Raw genomic sequence first — 17574 nt, 5'->3', positions numbered from 1 at the left:
CTAGCTGGCCTACCAAGGCGGGAAGCTGCATCAACCGAGGTAATCATGTCCTACCGCTCCTCCTGGATGACCGAAGAGCTCGACGTCTTCCGCGACCAGTTCCGGAAATATCTCGCCAAGGATCTGGCGCCGCATGCCGAGAAATGGCGCGAGCAGAAGATGGTCGACCGCTTCGCCTGGCGCGGGCTCGGCGAGATGGGCGCGCTCTTGGCGAGCGTGCCGGAGGAATATGGCGGGCTGGGTACGACCTTCGCCTATGACGCCGCCGTGCTGGACGATCTCGAAAGCACGGTGCCGGAACTGACGACCGGCGTCTCCGTGCACAGCGCCATCGTCGCGCATTACATCCTCAACTACGGCTCCGAGGAGCAGAAGAAGCGCTGGCTGCCGAAAATGGCCTCGGGCGAGATGGTCGGCGCCATCGCCATGACCGAGCCCGGCACCGGCTCGGATCTGCAAGCCGTCAAGACCACGGCAAAGAAGCAGGGCAATTCCTACGTCATCAACGGCCAGAAGACCTTCATCACCAACGGCCAGGCTGCCGATCTCGTCATCGTGGTCGCGCGCACGGGCGAAGCTGGCGCCAAGGGCATTTCGCTGATCGTGGTCGAGACCGAAGGCGCCGATGGTTACAAGCGTGGGCGCAACCTCGACAAGATCGGCCTGCACGCTTCCGACACGTCGGAACTGTTCTTTGACAACGTCACCGTGCCGCCCGAAAACCTGCTCGGCAAGGAAGAAGGCCAGGGTTTTGTGCAGCTGATGCAGCAACTGCCGCAGGAGCGCCTCGCGCTCGCGGTCGGAGCCGTCGCGGCGATGGAGCGCGCGATCAAGCTCACCACCGAATACACCAAGGAGCGGAAGGCGTTCGGCAAGCCGCTGATGGATTTCCAGAACACCGCCTTCACGCTCGCCGAGCGCAAGACCGAAGCCATGATCGCGCGCGTCTTCGTCGACTGGTGCATCGAGCGTCTGGTCGCCAAGGACCTCGACACCGTCACGGCGTCGATGGCGAAGTACTGGTGCTCGGACAAGCAGGTGCAAACGGCCGACGAATGCCTCCAGCTGTTCGGCGGCTATGGCTACATGCAGGAGTACCCGATCTCGCGCATCTTCATCGATTCCCGCATCCAGAAGATCTATGGCGGCACCAACGAGATCATGAAGCTGTTGATCGCGCGGTCGTTGTGATCAGGTCGCCGTAGTCACCTCATGCGCTTGTCGGCGGCGACGAAGTCGATGAAGGTCCGGACCTTCGCGGAGAGATATTTGCGGCTCGGGTAGACCGCGAACAGTTTTCCGGCGAAAATGAGGTGCTCGGGCAAGACGTGCTCGAGCCGTCCGGCGGCGATGTCCTCGGCCACCAGCCATTTCGGCAGGAAGGCGAGCCCCATGCCTTCCAGCGCCGCCATATGCAGCAGCGTTTCGTTGGCGCTGCGCAGCACCGGATTGAGCTTGACGGTCTCGGGGCCGTGCTTGCCGGTGAAGGAGAAGCTCTCGCCGGGATAGAGCGCGTACTGCAACAGGGGGATGCCCGAGAGATCGGCGAGGGTCTTCGGACGGCCGGCGCGTTTCAGAAAGACCGGAGCGGCCACCATGTAGAACGGGACGCTGGTGATAGAGCGCGCGATCAGCGCCTCGTCGGGCTCGCCGGTCGCGCGCAAGGCGAGATCGAATCCCTCCTCGACCAGGTTGACCAGGCGTCCGCTGAGATCGACGTCGAGACGAACGTCCGGATAGCGGGCCTGGTAGTCCGCCAGCACGCCCACGAAGATCGTGTTCGCCATCCATACCGGCGCAGTCAGCCGCAGGGTGCCGCGCGGAACGACGGTCGCCTTGCTGACGGCGGCTTCGACCTCGTCGAGCGAATCCAGCATCTGGCGCGTCTGCTCGAAATAGAGCGTGCCGCTTTCGCTGAGGCTGACGCGCCGGCTGGTCCGGTTGAGCAGCCGCGTGCCCAGCCGCTTCTCGAGCTGCATCACATGCTTGCTCGCCATGGCGGGCGAGATGCGCAGGCGCTGCGCCGCGGTGGCAAAGCTCTTCAGCTCCGCGACCAGGCAAAACACCCTCATACTGACCAGCGTATCCATCAGATCATCAACACCCAGGAAACAAACTAATCCCGGAACCGATGATGATCAAAAATGGGGAAACTATCAAATGGTGGCAACCCTCACATTTTGGAGAACCACCATGTCCGCCACCACCTTCGCGACCGCTTCCCCCGGGCGCGCTCTTCGCATCGGCCTCTGGGCTGCGCAGGCTCTCGTTGCCTTCGTCTTCATCTCGGCAGGGCTATACAAGCTGCTGACCCCCATTCCGCAGCTTGCCGCGGCGATGCCCTTTGCCGGCCAGTATTCCGAAACCTTCGTGCGCTCCATCGCGCTGGTCGATCTCGCCGGCGGGATCGGCATCCTGCTGCCGGCCCTGACGCGGATCCTGCCGCGCCTGACGGTGCTGGCCGCGCTGGGCTGCTCGGTGTTGCAGGTGTTTGCACTCGTCTTCCACCTCTCGCGCGGCGAGGCCGAGGTGACGCCGCTCAATGTTGTTCTGCTGGCGCTCAGCCTGTTCGTGCTGTGGGGGCGCAACAGCAAGGCGCCGATCGCGCCTCGGTTCTAACCGGCAGGCCTGCTGCCATGATCTCTGGCAACGGATGGTCCCGCAGGGGCCTGCTCGCAGGCGCGTCGATCCTCACGGCCGGCGGCCCCTCCGCGGCCAAGGAGGATCGCCTCGCCGATGGCGTCGTGATACTGGTCGACAGCAACGAGCCCTATGTCATGGGACACGCGATCAGCTACTCGGCCAACCTCGCAAAACACTTTGCCGACAAGGGTGCGCGGTTGCTGATCGAGGTCGTCGCCAACGGCAAGGGCATCGACGTCTTCCGCGCCGACAAGACGCCGCTGGTCGAGCCGCTCGCGACACTGCGGCAGTCGCTGCCGAACCTCACCTACAGCATGTGCGCCTCGTCCAAGGCGATCGCTGAAGCCAAGGAGCAGATCTCCATCCCGCTGATCGCCGGCGCGAGCCTCGTGCCGTTCGGCATCGGGCGCGTGGTCGACCTGCAACTCAAGGGCTGGGCCTATATCCATGCGTAAGACGGCGCGCGCGAGCGATGCAATGCTGTCGCGGCGGTCGATGCTGATGGCCGCGCCGGCTCTTGCTCTCCTGCGCGCGGCCAATGCGCAGGAGCGCTGGCCGCCGGTGTTCGAGGCCGGCCGCAACCAGTTCACGGTGGTGCGGCCACACGCACCGATGCCGCAGCTCCGGCTTCACGACACGAACGGCCGGGATGCCATCGTGACGGCGAAGCCGGGCCGCCTCACATTGGTGAACTTCTGGGCCACCTGGTGCGCGGCCTGCCGGCTCGATCTGCCGACGCTCGCAAGCCTTGCGGCATCGCGGCCCGATCGGCTCGACATCGTCGCGATCTGCACCGACACCAAGGATTTGCGCAAGATCCGCGCATTTCTCGGCGGCCTCGCCGTGAAAGACCTGGCCTGCTACGTCGACGCCTATGGCGCGGCGGCGCAGACATCGACCGAGATGTTCTCGATCGTCGGCATGCCCATCACCTATCTCGTCGGCACGAGCGGCCGCGTCGAGGGCTATATCGCCGGCGCGCCCGAGTGGCTGTCACCCGCGGGCGCGCGGCTGCTGCAATTCTATCGCGAGCAGAGCTAGCACCGCCTCAGTTCGGATGCCACCAGCGGCCGCCGATGACGACACCCTCGGACGCGATCTTGCGATCGCCGATCAGATGCTCGCCGACGACGTCCTGATAGTCGAACTGGCCCTGCTTGACCGAGATCAGCGTGGCATCGCCGACGCTGCCCGGCTTGAGGCTGCCGAGCTCGGGGCGCCGCAGTGCCATCGCGGCATTCACCGTCGAGGCCGCGATCACGTCGGACAGCTCCATGCCCATGCACAGGAACTTCGACATGGTCGTGACCTGGTCGAAGGCGGGGCCGTCGATGCAGAGCTGGTGGATGTCGGAGGAGATGGTGTCTGGATAGAAGCCGTTGGCGAGCATGGCGCGCGCGGTCTTGAACGCGAACGAGCCCTTGCCGTGGCCGATGTCGAACAGCACGCCGCGCTCGCGCGCGTCCAGCACCGCCTTCTTCACCGTGCCCTGCGCGGTCGCGGGCGTGTTCGGGAACGGCCGGAATGCGTGGGTCAGCACGTCGCCGGGCCGCAGGCGAGCCAACACCTCCTCATAGCTCGGCGGCGGATGGTCGATATGCGCCATCAGGGGCATGCCGACCTCGTTGGCGACCTCGAGCGCGATGTCGAGCGGCACCGCGCCGGACGTACCTGAGGAATGCAGGCCGACGCGCACCTTGATGCCGACGATGAGGTCGCGATTGGCATCGGCCACCTTGGCCGCCTCGATCGGATTCATCAGCCGCAGCTCTTCGCTTTCGCCGACCATGATCCGGTGCGAGAAGCCGAAGATGCCGGCATGCGAGACGTGCAGATAGGCGAGAATGCGGACCTGGCTCGGCTCGATCACATGCTTACGGAAGCCGGCGAAATTGCCGGGACCGGCGCTGCCGGTGTCGACCGCCGTGGTGACGCCGGAGAGGCGGCAGAATTCCTCGGCATCGATGCCGAGCGAGGTGCCGCCCCAATAGACGTGGGTGTGGAGGTCGATCAGCCCCGGCGTCACGATATAGCGTGACACGTCGCGCACGTCGGTGCCCGGATCCGCCTTGAGCCCGCTGCCGATCACAGCGACCTTGCCGCCCGCAAAGGCGACATCCGTCACGGCGTCGAGCTTCTGGGACGGGTCGACCACACGGCCGCCGCGCAGGATCAAGTCAAAAGGCATCATCGTCTCCGGATATGGCAGGGCATTGCCAGTGGCGGGGCACAGGACAGGCCGGAAGATGCTTCTTCGGCCTGTCGTCTCTGCGGGCCATTTTGCTAGCAATTTTCGCGCCGACTTGGCAAATCACTTGGCAACAGACTTGGCAAATCGAGCCGCGCGGCGGGCGCTCACCAGCGGCGCCGGTGTCATCCGGCTACAAGGGCAGCCGAACCTTCTTCCATTCCTCAAAATCCTTCTGAACGTCCTCGGCCGCCGTCTTTGCGGCTTCGTACAGCCAGTCGTCCTTTCGTTTATCAAGATCCTGCTCGATCTTTTTTCTGGCGCCGGACGCGGCATGAACCGCGCCGAGATCGAACCCCATCGCGCGCACCAGATCGAGCCTCAGCCGCACGCCGGTTCGGTCTCCGAGATCGATTTTGCGTTGATCCGGAGCAATGCGCCGGACGATGTAGTGGCCGAACACGTTGAGGTGCGGATCAGGCGCACGAAAATCGCCTTTCGCGAGCGTGCTAAAATGCAACTCGTCTATCGTGTCGTGAGCCCAATCCCAAGCGGAGGGCACCAGCGCCTTGGCTTCCCTGACGACCAGCCCGCCTCTCCATTTCGCGATTGCGACATAGCGCGGCCGTCCGAGACTGCCGCCCCCCTTCCTGAGCGACGCAAAGCGTTTGAGCTTGGCACCGTCCGGCAGTTCTCCCTTGAGCACGGAGGCAACTTCAGCGGGCGGCTCCTTTTCCCGGTAGTGCTTCACCTCGTGCCAGAAATCCCGCCGCTCCTCGTCGGAGCAGGCGACGTAGGGCCGCATCCAGCTCTCCTGCTCATCGAGCAGCGACGGAGCCGGGTCTGCCAGTCCCTCACGATAACCTTCGAGAAGGATGGCCGCCGCCACACGATTGTCGACTTGCGACTTCGCAAGCCGCGCGCTGGTCGCAAGGCGGACGAGATCGAACGGATATGGAATGAACGCGGCTTCGTCGAAGTCGTTGATGCCCCAGACCAGACGTCCCTCTGCGTCGCGCCAGGTGCCGTAGTTTTCGACGTGGAGGTCGCCGACCGACAGAACGGCGGGAGCATCTTTCAGCTTGGGGCAGATCTTCTCGATGCGTTTCGCCCAGCGAAAGAACGTCGCGCGCAGGAATGTGAACGCATCCGTCTGCATTCGCTCGTGCTTGTGGGCGAGATCCTTCTCGACAACGTCGCATTGATCGCGCAGCCACTTCTCGTAGGCCGCGTTGTCGCGCTGAAATGTCATGGGTCACCAAAAATGTTGGCGAGCCTGAGCCGGGGCGTGGCTCGCATGAAATCAATCAATCGCCGGTAGCATCATATGCCGGCTGAAGCGCAAGGGCGAAATGCTAGGAGCAAACAGACCCGGATGCAAACATTGATTGTATCGGGGGACGGCGCCCGGCGTGTGCGAGCAGCCTCGCGAGAACTCAGAGCGGACGAACCGAGAATTGAGAAAATGGCGATCCCGGGAAGACTCGAACTTCCGACCTACGGTTTAGGAAACCGTCGCTCTATCCGGCTGAGCTACGGGACCGCGTAACCCGCCGAGCGGCAGGTTGCCGGCCGTACATAGCAAAGCGCAGGCCGAACCGGAAGCCCTCGGGCCCCGCGCGACCACGTCGGCGCCACACAACCCTAGATTTCGGCTTTCGCGTCGTCCGCGACCTGAGCGAGCCGTGATCCAGCAATGGCCTAAAAGTGGGCGGCACGCGGACCTCCTCCGCGGCGGATGACCGCAGCCGGCGAATCAGCGGCCGGACGTTGCCTCGCTTGGCCGATTTGAACTTGACGCAACCTCGATTGCGTCAAAAATCCATCCGTGACACTGCCCGCTGTTGTTGTCCGTGCCGACCGCCCGCAGTCGGCGTTGCGTGCCGGGACGCGGTTGTAAGATCGCGACGGTGCCGAGGGCGGGGAAAAAGGTGCCGTCCCGAACCTGGGACGGCAGTTCTGGGAGGATCATGAAAATGGACGTCTCCGGCAGATCGATCGTGCGTTGCGCATAGACGCGACTTCCGGGACTGCTATCCGCGCCGAGCGCGGTTATCGTGAGAAGGTCGCCGCGCAACTCGACAAGGACGGTCTCTTCATGCGTCTTGCTTGTCGGAACGTGCGGAGCATCGCAGGTCGAGAATTGAAGCCTGTTCGTCATGCGAATTGAGAAGTCGGCCATTCCATTGCCCCGGCTGATTGACTGAAATTGAGAGATTGCGGGGGCTGGCAGGTCGGCCGGCCGGGACAACACCCTGGCGCCGAAATGTCTTGCTCTGGGTCGCGCACTGTTTCCTCCCGGTGTGCTGCTTTTTGTATCGACGGGAGTACGATGAGCGCGTGAGGCGAGCGTGAAGCGCCTCGCGGCGGCAAGGAAAGATCATTTCACGCTGAATTCACGGGAGATGGCCTTAGACTTGGACAGGTAGATGCGAGGACGCCATGGCATCACATGGGACGATTTCTTCGACGCGTTTCCGCCAGACCTCAAATGATCAGCCGACTTCGCGAGGCTCTGCAGAAGATCCCGGCGGCTTCTGCCACTTCATCTCGCCTCCATCGGACGACCAGCGTTTCACGCTTGAGGGCGCCCGGTTTGACCCATCGGATGCTGATCAATGGGCGCGGGCCGAGAACCTGATGAGGCGGCTCGCGCATCTGATCAGGTTCAATCCGGACGAGAATAAAGCGAGACCAAATCCCAATCTGCCGAGCGGCTACACTTATTTTCTGCAGATGGTTGCGCACGATCTCGTGCACAGCGCGATCTCGACGTCGCTCGGCGACGGGCAGACGGCCGGGCTCAGCAACGTCCGAAATGCCCCGCTCCGGCTCGAGACGGTCTATGGCGGCGGACCGACCGAATGCCCGCACGCCTATGAGGCGAGCCAGATCGCGTTCCGCAGCAAGCTCCGGCTGGGCAATTCGCGGATCGACAGGAACGATCAGAACCATAGCGGTCCCAAAAAGGACATCGCGCGAGGCACAACCAGCACGGCCGCCGAGCTGGCCCGGAAGGCGAGCTATCCCGAAGCCCTGATCGCCGATCCGCGCAACGATTCCCACGCGATCATCTCGCAGATTCTGGTTCTCTTCCACGAGTTGCACAATTGCATCGCGGACGAACTGGTCCGAGGCGGGAATCTGCCCCCGACGGCCAATCCGTTTGCCGACGCGCAGCGACTGTTCACGACTGCACGGACCGCATGCGTCCTGATCTACCGCGACCTGATCCGTCAGGACCTGCTTCCGCGGATTTTGCACAAGGACGTCTGGCAGGCCTACAGCACCGGTCAGGCACCGTCCCCCTGGGCTGTCGGCGGCGAATGGCGGGCTCCGCTCGAATTCACCAACGGGTTCTTCCGTTTCGGCCATTCCATGATCAGGCCGATCTATCGCTTCAACAATGACCCGGCCAATGCCTTCACCATCGAGCAGATCCTGGCGCGCACCTCCGACAAGTCGCCGTCCGACGTTCCGCTGGAAGCCGCCTGGCTGGTGAATTGGGATCTGTTCTTCAGCAGCGACCCCAGCGCCGGAAACGTCAGCATCCGCATCGGACCGTGGTCTCAAGTCGGTATCGGGGAAGAGGTCCTCGGAGAAGGCGATCTGATCGCGCGCGACCTCCTGAGCGCCATTGCGATCCAGCCCTGGTCGATCGGGTCCCTCGTCGACCGCCTCAGGACTAGTCACGGAGCGCTGCTCGAGAAGTCTGAATTCCTGGCGGGACCGATCGGTTCGCGGCCGTGGGCCGCACGCATTGCCGACTGGTTGACCAAGCGATCGGACGCGAGCTTCGGCTCCTTCAACAAGCTGTCGGCGACGGAAATCAAGACACTCGCGAACGATCCTCCCATCCCGCTGTTCGTCCGCTTCGAGGCAGGCATGGACTCCGGCAACCAGGGCGAACGCCTGGGCATCCTGGGTTCGATCGTCGTGGCCGACGTGATCTGCGGCGTATTGCAGTACGATAGGCTGCTGCCAGGCAATCCCGCCGGCGGACTGCAGAGCGAGCTTGCATCCTTGTCGGCAGCAACGCTCGGCAAGAGCGGGAGCCGCCAGACCAACATCTTCGCATTCCTGGCGGACATCGAGGGCCCCGGGCGGAAGATCAGCATGACCACAGTTCGGCAATTTCTCAACGACAGACAACGCGTCACCCCAGCATGACAACCACGTAGCGTGAAAGGAGAGAAGCGATGGCCTACCCGAAAATCAACGTCCGAGGCATTCCTGGCAATCACGAGAATTGGGGCAAGCTGGTCAAGACCTGGTCCACCGGCAGGAACTACGTCCGGCATGTGATCACCGAACAGGATCCGTATCCCACCGTCGTCGAAGCCAAGCCCGAATTTCCCCGGCCAACGAGCTTCCGCGACTTCGTCGCGCAGGCCCAGGCTGCCGGCGTTCAGCTCTACTTCGACGACGGCGTCAATAATCCCGACGTCACGGGCTACGAAGACCTGAAGTTCGAGATGATCGACGTTCCGATAGATACGCACTACGTAAAGCTCCCGAACGCCCTCAGGATCGCGGAGTCCGAAGATCGACTGGAGAAGGGCAACGGGTATTCTCTGCCGCCCTTCTACGAGCGCATCCACGGCACAAAGCCGCTGCCTCAAGAGACGAGCAGCCAGGTCCAGAAGGCGAAGCTCCACGCTGAGCGGGTCGGCGAGTACACGATCAACACCTGCGGCTGAGCCCAGCCAGGCTCTCACTACAGGCCGAACACGATACCCTCGATCGGAGCGCCTGCTGCGGCAAGACCAGCGGCCAGGCGCTCCCAGTCGGCACGGATCGCGATCGGAAAGACGTGCAGCAGCCAGCGCGTGATGTTCTCGTGCGTTGGTGGCTGCTGGCCACGCCAATCGGCGGCGATCCACTCCAGCGCTTTCGCGAAATCCGCCCGGGCCTCGTCGAGCCGGCCGAGATGCGCCTTGGCTGCGCATTCCCATATCACGAAGGCCGGAGACATCCCGAGATCCTCGCGCGAGACATTGGAACACCCCGCATAGTCGGAGCAGAGAAATTTAATCGCGCCGGAATAGGCGATCTGCGGCGCCGTCGGGACCGGCGTGATGCGGAGCGATGCGGCTGAAAGGCTCGCCGCGCGTTCATATTTGCCGCAATAAGCGAAGATCTGGCCCGATGCCATCAAGGTCCAGGGATCGTTCTCGTTCAGATCGACCGCGAGCGCGGCATGCAGCGTCGATTCGTCGACGCGGCCGAGCAGCTGGTAGGTCCATGCGAGCGCGAGCTGCGCACGCGAATCGAGCGGATCGAGTTGAATCGCACGTTGTGCGATCCGCAACGTCTCCGGCAGCTTGGACACATCGCGGAACTGGCCGGGAAGCGCGATATGCGCGATGTTGCGGTACTGAACCAGGCCGCTGAGCGCAGGAGAAAAATCCGGCGCATCGGCCAGCAGGCTCTCGACCAGCGAAGCGGCCGCCGGCCAATCCTTCGAGTCCATATGCAACAGCAGAGCTTGCGCGCGCAGCCATCGATCGTGGATCTCCAGCGTCACCTCGCCTCCGGCCGCAAGACGGCGCAGCCGCTCGGCCGAGACGTGGATGTTCAGCGCCATGGCGATCTGGCGGACGATACGCTCCTGCGTGTCGAACCACTCGGTCAGCGTGATCGAATAACGCCCGCTCCAGATGCACACGGAATTGGCCGCATCGCGCAGCGTGACGACGAGCCGGACTGTGCCGTTCAACTCATACGTACTGCCCTCGACGATATATTCCGGCGGCGAAGACCACGTCCTCGGCTCAGATTCCCAAAGCGGCGGCAATGTCCGCACCGACCATTCACGAAAACGCGCGAGGCAAGCAACGAATTCATGACGAAACCCGTCGACGAGGTGACGCATGTCCTCGGGCACGCCGCTCGCCTGGAATGTGCAGACCGATATGAGCAGCCGCTTTGGCGAGGGGGTCAGCATATGTGGCACTCCGAGCAAGGTCTGGACGGCCACCGGTGCCTGCGGCTGTTCGTTCAGGCCTGGCATTTGCTTGATGCGAACGATCAGTTCCTGGGTCTCCTTGGATGGTTCGATGTCGTAGTCTGCCTCCAATAGATCCCACAGCGACTTGTAGATCTTCAGGGCCCCGCCGACATCGCCGCGCGCCGCACGCACCCGAATGAGGTGCTGGCAAGCGACTTCGTGTGTCGGATCGAGATTGAGCAGAGCCAGAGCGGCATCATTGGCTTCACGCGAGTCCCCATCGGGGGACAACAAGCGCTCGAGCGCGAGCGTCAATCGGTCGTGTAGCAATTGGCGCTTGGTCAGCAACCAGACCTGGAAAGCCGGATCGAGGTTGTCGAGACCGGACAGCAGGGTCTCGGTGATCCGCTGGGTATCGAGCAGCCGCGGATGCACCGTGCCTTGTGCCGCGGCGGCGAGCACCTCGTCGACATCGCAGAGGCGTCGTTCGCGCGCGAGCGCCAGAGTTTGCTTGTCGGCGCGAAATCCCGCGAAGCCCGCATTGTCGAAGGCCAATCTGATGTCATGCACGACCTGCCGCAGCGACGCCCGCGCATGTTCTTCGTCGCTCTCGCTCCACAACAGACCGACCAGACGTTCGCGCGTATCCTGCGTATTGTCCGACAGAGCGAGATAGGCGGTCAGTGCCTTGGCCTTGCGCGTCGCAAGCGAAATCTCGCGCTCGTCGATCCTGGCTGAGAAATCGCCGAGGAGGCGGAGGGCCAGCTGCCCGTTCGCCAGCGCTTCCTGAATGCCCGTTGCCACCTCTGAGGCTCCTACCAATGTCGGAGTCATGGTCAACCACGCTTACTAAAGTCTACGAAACGCAACCGATGGGCGTCTAGCGATATCTTCTCTCAGAATAGCGGGATGTCCTGCCCGGCAACATCCGGGCTCTCGCTATTGTCGTGCGCCTTTGAAAAACGCTTCGTTGCGACAGTTGCCGAAAAAGGTTGCAGATCAGGCGAAACGGCTCTCGCGACGGCGACTCCAATGTCGTGTCGCGTATGATCGACCAGAAAGAGCCGAATGCCACGGCTCCTCAAATGCGCCACAAATCCCTTCAGATCAGCGGCCGGCACGCTCGCAGCGCTCGGCGATACCGCCACCGCTTGAAGCAACGCGCAATCCGCGGCCGCAAACGCCGCGCGACGCAGATGGCGACGATCCGCCGCATTGAGTGCGGCATCGCCACGCTCGGCGCGCTTGGCTTCCGCCACCGGTGCCGACATCTCCATTTGGCACATCTCGAGGACCGCGGCCCTAGCAGCTTCGCTCGCGGTCAGCCTTGATGACAGCCCGCATGCCATTCCCTTACCGTCACAATCGACCGATACGGCCGCAACGGCCGGAATGCCGAGATCGGTCGTAATGTCGAACAACATGGTTCGCCGCGCCGTCTCGCTTTGGCGCAACCGCGCGATCAGTTCAGCCGCCGATTTGGTCACAGGGTGCTCCAGCGCGAAACGCTTCGGGCGGCAGCCGCCGAGCCACCACATCGCGGCCGCGTCGCGCTCGCAAAGCTCCAGAGCCGCGCGAAGCGCCGCGGCGTCGAAGCTCGGGCCCGCGGCTGCCCCCGAAGATAATGCGCTGACCGGCTCGATCGCCATGCGTTCTTGCGGCCGTCTCAGGCAGAGATCGGCCGGCAATCGCATGGCTTCTCCGGTTGCGGCATCGAACGCATTGACGCAGTCGATGGCCCGATCGGCGCTCGATGTGGCCTGACCGATCCATCCGTCCGAAACAAAACTCGCTTGATCGCTCGCTGCGACCGCCGCGGCAATGTCCCCCGGCCGCTCGAACTGGGAAAGATACTCGGTCGCCTCGCCGAGGCATGAGACGAGCGCGGCCTCCAGCGTCTCGCCATTTCCTGTGACGCTCAGTCGCACCACCGCGCCAGTCGCCGCAGCCGGATCGGGAGCGATGGCGATCTCGCCGCCGATGCAATGGAAGCCGGGTGCAAAGGGAGACGCGATCGTGAACAAGCGAGTCAGACGCCCGGCGATCGCGACAAGCTCGGCCGATGCGAGACCGGCGACGCGGTCGAGCAGCTTGCGGCCAAGCGGGGAGTCCAGGTCGAGAACGGCGAGATGCATGATCGATCCCTGCCCATTTCGGCGATACGCAACCGTCATACTAGCCGAAGCCCTGAGCAAGCCCAATCACCCCGGGCGGGCTCGGTCTCAGCCGGTGGCCAGCAATGACACGGGTTCGTCAACCGTGCGTGAAAAGCCGCCCCGGGTGGCGGGCCTGGCGCCCTCCCCACGACCGTTCGCCTTTTACGGTCAAATGACGCTGCAATGACGGTGGCTCCGTAAGGTGCCTGCATCCGACGCGAACGATTGTCGCAACATTCGTCGAGGAGGCACACTATGCGGTTGAGAACATCAGCAAGCTCACGTGCCGTGATACTCGAGACGCCGATCGGTTGCGGTCGATCAAACCTGCCGGCACTCGAGCGCAGATGGGGCGCAGTCCTCACGGTCGACGTCGTCGAATATTCGCGGCTCACATTCCTGGACCCGGAGTTCGCCTATTATCTCTACAAGTCCCATCGCCATGAGCTGGTCGATCCCAAGCTCAGGGAATACGGGGTGCGGTTCTTCAAATCGACAGGCGACGGCATCCTGGCCGAATTTGAGACAGCGATTGACGCGGCCCGTTGTGCGATCGACGTCCAGACGGGAATGATCGAGCGCGGCCGAAGGACCGCCAAGGACAGCCGGATCGTGTTCCGGATGGGCCTGAGTTGCGGCCCGATCCTGGCCGACGTCGAGGACATCTATGGTCACGACGTCAATGTGGCCGCGCGGCTGCAGGCAATCGCACCCGCGGGCGGCATCGCGATGACGGACGACATCGCGACGCGCGTCGAAAGCGTCCTCGACCTGCAACTCGAAGATGTCGGGGAGCAGTATTTTCACAACATGAGACGCCCGGTGCGCGTCTTTCAATGCAGGTGTGGCGCCAGGCGGCGAAAGAGCAGGAAGCAGCCGGAAGAACTCCGGCCACTGCCTCCCTTGGCGCGCGACCTTGCCGCACTCGGCAGGCGCCCTGTGAGCCTCGTCACGCCCTGATATTGTTGTCCTTCACCACCTTGCCCCAAAAGGCAACCTGCTTGTCGAAGAAGGTTTTGAAGGCAGGCCCATCCTCGAGCAGCAGCGTCATCTGCTGCGTCTCCCTGAGCTGGGCCGCGGTCGCGGGCTCGCTCAGGATTTCCTTGGACGCGGTCGCAAGGCCGGCGACGATGTCGGGCGGCGTGCCCGTGGGCGCAAAGATTCCCCACCAGGCCAGCGTCTCGAAATCCGGGAAGCCCGCCTCGATCGCGGTCGGCGTATCCGGCAAGCCCGGCAGCCGCTCACGGCCGAGCTGCAGGATCGGGCGCAGCATATTGGTGCCGAGCTGCGCTGCGACCAGCGCCGCCGATCCCGCAATGAGATCGACATGGCCGCCAAGCACGTCGTTCATCGCCGGACCGCCGCCGCGATAGGGCACGTGCATGATCTCGACGCCGGCCTTGTTGCCGAGCACGGTCATGGCGAGATGGCCGAGCGTGCCGATGCCGACGGAGGCGTATTTCACCGCGCCCGGCGTCGCCTTGCAGGCCGCCACCACGTCCGCAAAGCTCTTGTAGGGACGACCGGCGCCGGCCGCGATCACGTAGGGCGCGGTGCCCACGAGCAGCACCGGCATCAGCTCGCGCTCGACATCGACCGGCGGCTTGTCGAGAATCGACGGGATCACTGCGTGGGAATCGAAGGTGACCAGGAACGACGAGCCGTCCGGCGGGCTCTTGGCGACCTGCGCTGCGCCGAGTGCACCGGCAGCGCCCGACTTGTTCTCGACCACGACGATGCGGTTGAGCTTGGCTTGCAGATTGGCCTGAAGCAGCCGCGCCATCGCGTCGGTCGAGCCGCCCGGCGGGAATGGCACCACCAGCGTGATCTTCGGGGCCTGCGCGCGTGCCGGTGCCATCGCGAGGATGGCGGGCGCAGCCAGCAGCGCCCGTCGTGTGATCGCCATGGTCCCCTCCCTGTTTGGTCTTGCGCTTGGCTTGTTGCTCTCTAGCGCTTAGGTCGTCCCGAAACCCGACCCCGGTTTTCTGTATTCTGGCCGCGGTGGACTGAAAATGTCCAGCACGCGGGCGCCGTCCGGGCCGGCACGCATGGTGTGCGGCACATTGCCGGGCGTGCGCCAGAAATCACCCTTCTTCACCGGGATCTCTTCATCGCCCTGGACACGGATGGCGGAGCCGTCGAGCAGCACGCCCCACTGCTCCTCGGGATGATGATGCAGCGTGCCCTGCGCATGCGGCGCCAGGGTCACCACCGACAGCATCGCCTGCTCGCCGGAGAAGATGCGCGTGGTCACCCCCGCCGCGAGCTCGCGGAAGAGGCCGTCGTCAGGATTATCGATATTGTGGAATTCTTCCTGCTGGCTCACGCCATCCTCCCCTTCGTCATTGCCTCGATCAGGATTTGCCGTAAGAGCCCTGATAGCGGCCCTCGCGGATCGCCTTCATGGTTTCCTCCTCGCGCGCGACCTGGGCGCGGACTGCTTCCAGCAGCGCCGCGGCACCCGCGGCGGGAAACGACACGACTCCGTCCTCGTCGCCGACCACGATGTCGCCGGGCGAGATCACGCTGCCGCCGACCGTCACCGGCACGTTGATCTCGCCGGGACCATTCTTGTAGGGGCCGCGATGGATCACCGCGCGGGCATAGCAGGGGAAGTCGTCGGCAGCGAACGCCGCGACATCACGGATCGCGCCGTCGATGACGTAGCCTTCGGCTTTGCGCCATTGCGCGATGTTCTTCATGATCTCGCCGACCAGCGCGCGCGTCTCGTCGCCGCCGCCGTCGACCACGATGACGTCGCCCGGGCCGACCAGCTCGAGCGCGCGATGAATGGCGAGATTGTCACCCGGACGTGTGCGCACGGTGAAAGCCGTCCCGACCAGCTTGCCGCCGCGATGATACGGCTTGAGCCCGACCGCGCCCGGCAACCGGGCGAGATTGTCGGAGATGACCGATGTCGGCGCGCCGCGAAAGCCCTCGATGATCCCGGCCGGCGGCTTCGGCACGCTGTTCGCTGCGATGGTGATGGTCATGTCCAAAAATCCTTCCTTCTTATTCGGCGTGCGCCCGCGTCTTCGCCGGCATGATCCGGAAAGCACGCCCTTGCTTCATCCACGCCGCGCGCTCGTCGCGCAACATTGTTCTGCGCACCTTGCCTGAATCGTCGCGTGGCGGGGCGCTGACGATCTCGAAACTCTCCGGATGCTTGTAGCGGCTGAGGCGGTCCTTGAGAAAGTCCGCCATGCCGTCGGCGATGGCCTGGCCGTCCGCATCGCCCTCCGGCTCGATGATGGCATGTACCCGCTGTCCCAATTCCGGATCGGGCAGTCCCACCACGACGCAGGACCGCACGCCGGGGGCCTCGGAGACCGCGGCCTCGACCTCCGCCGGATAGATGTTGGCGCCGCCGCGCAGCACCATGTCGGCAAGGCGATCGCCGAGATAGAGATAGCCTTCGGCATCCAGCCGGCCGATATCGCCGAGCGACTCCCAGCCGTCGGCGCGGCGCTTCGGCTCGGCGCCGAGATAGTGATAGGTGGCGTCCTTGCCGTCATTGTTGAGGAAATAGATCTCCCCGGTCTCGCCCGGCGCGACGTCGTTGCCGTCCTCGCCGATGATGCGCAAGCGCGCCATCTCACCGATCTTGCCGACCGAGCCCTTATGCGTCAGCCATTCGGTGCCGGAGATGATGCAGGAGCCCTGGCGCTCGGTACCGCCGTAGAGCTCCCACACCCGCTCCGGCCCAAGCCAGCCGATCCAGTTCTCCTTCAGCCACGGCGGCATCGGAGCTGCCATGTGAAACACGGTCTGCAAGCTGGACACGTCATAGGAGTTGCGCACCCGCTCCGGCAGCGCCCAGATTCGGTGCATCATGGTCGGCACGAAATTGACCCATTGCACGCGCTCGCGCGCGATCTGGCGCAGCGTCTCCTCGGCGTCGAACTTGGTCAGGCCGGTGAGCTTGCCACCGGCGAACAGCGCATAGTGCGACACGATGAACGGCGCATTGTGATAAAGCGGGCCGGGATTGAGCAGCGAGACACCGAAGGGAATGTTGAGCGGCGGCGCGGCCACCGTGTCGGTCACCGCCGGCTGGTGATCGAGGATCACCTTCGGGCGGCCGGTCGAGCCGCCTGAAGTCATGGCTTTCCAGTAACGAGCCACCGGCGGATTGAGCGGCTCATCCGAAAAACCCTCCGGCACGAAATCCGCCGGCAAACGATTCGGCGCATTCCAGTCGGCCTCGCCGCCGACCACCAGCGCGGGCTTGAGGATGTCGAGAACCGCGGCAGCTTCGCCACGCGGCAGCCGCCATGACAGCGAGGTCGGCGTCGCCCCGCACTTCCACACCGCAAAAGATGTCTCGAAGAACGCGTTGCCGTTGGGAAGACCGATTGCGACAAAATCGCCGGGCTTGACGCCCTTCGCGGCGAACGCCCGCGCACGGCGATTGGCGCCGCGCTCCAGTTCGTCCCAGGTCAGCCTGTCCTGCCCATGCTGGACGGCGATCGTGCCTTGCGGTTTGCGTTGAGCGTACCAGCGCGGCACGTCGGACAGGGGCAGCAGCATCAGGCGTTTCCACTTCGTGTTCTTGGCAGCTTCTTGGCGGCGCCGCGGCGTGCGGCGCTCACGATGCGAAGTGTAACAGCCGGGGCAATGCCATCAAGACATTGCCG

The 17574-nt window shown here is 64.0% G+C and carries 18 protein-coding genes and 1 tRNA gene; 8 read left to right on the top strand and 11 right to left on the bottom strand.

The features are described 5' to 3' along the window. Nucleotides 1-45: 45 nt before the first annotated feature. Complete coding sequence (locus tag RAD16_RS01100) at nt 46-1191, top strand: acyl-CoA dehydrogenase family protein (RefSeq protein WP_458156044.1); 1146 nt, start codon at nt 46-48, stop codon at nt 1189-1191. Nucleotides 1192-1205: 14 nt separating this feature from the next. Here the strand turns inward: RAD16_RS01100 and RAD16_RS01095 are convergent, their stop codons facing one another. Then, complete coding sequence (locus RAD16_RS01095; RefSeq protein WP_458156043.1) at nt 1206-2090, bottom strand: LysR family transcriptional regulator; 885 nt, start codon at nt 2088-2090, stop codon at nt 1206-1208. Between the two features lie 103 nt (nt 2091-2193). Here RAD16_RS01095 and RAD16_RS01090 point away from each other — a divergent pair, with 103 nt between their 5' ends. From RAD16_RS01090 to RAD16_RS01080, 3 genes are read left to right on the top strand one after another with little or no spacing between them, the layout of a single operon-like run. Continuing rightward, nucleotides 2194-2619 carry a DoxX family protein gene (locus tag RAD16_RS01090; protein WP_458156042.1) on the top strand — a complete coding sequence of 142 codons (426 nt, stop codon included), beginning with the start codon at nt 2194-2196 and terminating at the stop codon, nt 2617-2619. Nucleotides 2620-2636: 17 nt separating this feature from the next. Beyond that, the gene (locus RAD16_RS01085) at nt 2637-3098 is read left to right on the top strand and encodes a DsrE family protein (protein WP_458156041.1); all 462 of its coding nucleotides are present in this window, start codon (nt 2637-2639) and stop codon (nt 3096-3098) included. Then, nucleotides 3091-3684: a TlpA family protein disulfide reductase gene (locus tag RAD16_RS01080; RefSeq protein ID WP_458156040.1), complete on the top strand. Its 594-nt coding sequence runs from the start codon at nt 3091-3093 to the stop codon at nt 3682-3684. The genes RAD16_RS01085 and RAD16_RS01080 overlap by 8 nt, the downstream gene beginning before the upstream one ends. Before the next feature lie 7 nt (nt 3685-3691). On the opposite strand, the gene RAD16_RS01075 is transcribed toward RAD16_RS01080, so the two are convergent. From RAD16_RS01075 to RAD16_RS01060, 4 genes are all read right to left on the bottom strand, one after another. Continuing rightward, the gene (locus RAD16_RS01075) at nt 3692-4831 is read right to left on the bottom strand and encodes an amidohydrolase/deacetylase family metallohydrolase (RefSeq protein WP_458156039.1); all 1140 of its coding nucleotides are present in this window, start codon (nt 4829-4831) and stop codon (nt 3692-3694) included. 193 nt (nt 4832-5024) lie between these two features. Continuing rightward, entirely contained in the window at nt 5025-6083 is a 1059-nt protein-coding gene (locus tag RAD16_RS01070; RefSeq protein ID WP_458156038.1) for a DUF2252 family protein, read from the bottom strand. Nucleotides 6084-6297: 214 nt separating this feature from the next. Next, nucleotides 6298-6374, bottom strand: a tRNA-Arg gene (locus RAD16_RS01065). A gap of 213 nt (nt 6375-6587) precedes the next feature. Further along, the gene (locus RAD16_RS01060) at nt 6588-7013 is read right to left on the bottom strand and encodes a hypothetical protein (RefSeq protein WP_458156037.1); all 426 of its coding nucleotides are present in this window, start codon (nt 7011-7013) and stop codon (nt 6588-6590) included. A gap of 458 nt (nt 7014-7471) precedes the next feature. Between RAD16_RS01060 and RAD16_RS01055 the strand changes: the two genes are divergently transcribed. After that, a complete protein-coding gene (locus RAD16_RS01055; RefSeq protein WP_458156036.1) occupies nt 7472-9001 on the top strand; it encodes a peroxidase family protein in 1530 nt (509 codons plus the stop codon). Between the two features lie 29 nt (nt 9002-9030). Then, nucleotides 9031-9531: a hypothetical protein gene (locus RAD16_RS01050; RefSeq protein WP_458156035.1), complete on the top strand. Its 501-nt coding sequence runs from the start codon at nt 9031-9033 to the stop codon at nt 9529-9531. A 17-nt stretch (nt 9532-9548) separates the two neighbouring features. Here the strand turns inward: RAD16_RS01050 and RAD16_RS01045 are convergent, their stop codons facing one another. Beyond that, nucleotides 9549-11243 carry a BTAD domain-containing putative transcriptional regulator gene (locus tag RAD16_RS01045; RefSeq protein ID WP_458156034.1) on the bottom strand — a complete coding sequence of 565 codons (1695 nt, stop codon included), beginning with the start codon at nt 11241-11243 and terminating at the stop codon, nt 9549-9551. On the opposite strand from RAD16_RS01045, the gene RAD16_RS01040 reads away from it, so the two are divergent. Beyond that, nucleotides 11211-11519, top strand: a complete 309-nt coding sequence (locus RAD16_RS01040; RefSeq protein ID WP_458156033.1) for a hypothetical protein — start codon at nt 11211-11213, stop codon at nt 11517-11519. The two genes, RAD16_RS01045 and RAD16_RS01040, sit on opposite strands and share 33 nt — an antisense overlap. Before the next feature lie 158 nt (nt 11520-11677). Here the strand turns inward: RAD16_RS01040 and RAD16_RS01035 are convergent, their stop codons facing one another. Next, nucleotides 11678-12916 carry a YcaO-like family protein gene (locus RAD16_RS01035; RefSeq protein WP_458156032.1) on the bottom strand — a complete coding sequence of 413 codons (1239 nt, stop codon included), beginning with the start codon at nt 12914-12916 and terminating at the stop codon, nt 11678-11680. Nucleotides 12917-13192: 276 nt separating this feature from the next. On the opposite strand from RAD16_RS01035, the gene RAD16_RS01030 reads away from it, so the two are divergent. After that, nucleotides 13193-13897, top strand: a complete 705-nt coding sequence (locus RAD16_RS01030) for an adenylate/guanylate cyclase domain-containing protein (protein WP_458156031.1) — start codon at nt 13193-13195, stop codon at nt 13895-13897. Here the strand turns inward: RAD16_RS01030 and RAD16_RS01025 are convergent. Genes RAD16_RS01025 through RAD16_RS01010 form a run of 4 tightly spaced genes read right to left on the bottom strand, consistent with a single transcriptional unit; the run spans nt 13887 to nt 17467 of the window. Beyond that, on the bottom strand, nt 13887-14843 hold the full coding sequence (locus RAD16_RS01025) for a tripartite tricarboxylate transporter substrate-binding protein (protein WP_458156030.1): 957 nt from the start codon (nt 14841-14843) through the stop codon (nt 13887-13889). The two genes, RAD16_RS01030 and RAD16_RS01025, sit on opposite strands and share 11 nt — an antisense overlap. Nucleotides 14844-14891: 48 nt before the next feature. Beyond that, nucleotides 14892-15263, bottom strand: a complete 372-nt coding sequence (locus RAD16_RS01020; protein ID WP_458156029.1) for a dimethylsulfonioproprionate lyase family protein — start codon at nt 15261-15263, stop codon at nt 14892-14894. A 28-nt stretch (nt 15264-15291) separates the two neighbouring features. Then, nucleotides 15292-15930: an RraA family protein gene (locus RAD16_RS01015; protein WP_458156028.1), complete on the bottom strand. Its 639-nt coding sequence runs from the start codon at nt 15928-15930 to the stop codon at nt 15292-15294. Nucleotides 15931-15949: 19 nt separating this feature from the next. Further along, the gene (locus tag RAD16_RS01010) at nt 15950-17467 is read right to left on the bottom strand and encodes an AMP-binding protein (RefSeq protein WP_458156027.1); all 1518 of its coding nucleotides are present in this window, start codon (nt 17465-17467) and stop codon (nt 15950-15952) included. Between the last annotated feature and the right edge of the window lie 107 nt (nt 17468-17574).

The sequence above is a fragment of the Bradyrhizobium sp. 18BD genome (assembly GCF_054185225.1).
The sequence above is the reverse complement of the archived record's forward strand: the minus strand, read 5'-3'. Positions and strand labels throughout refer to the sequence as shown.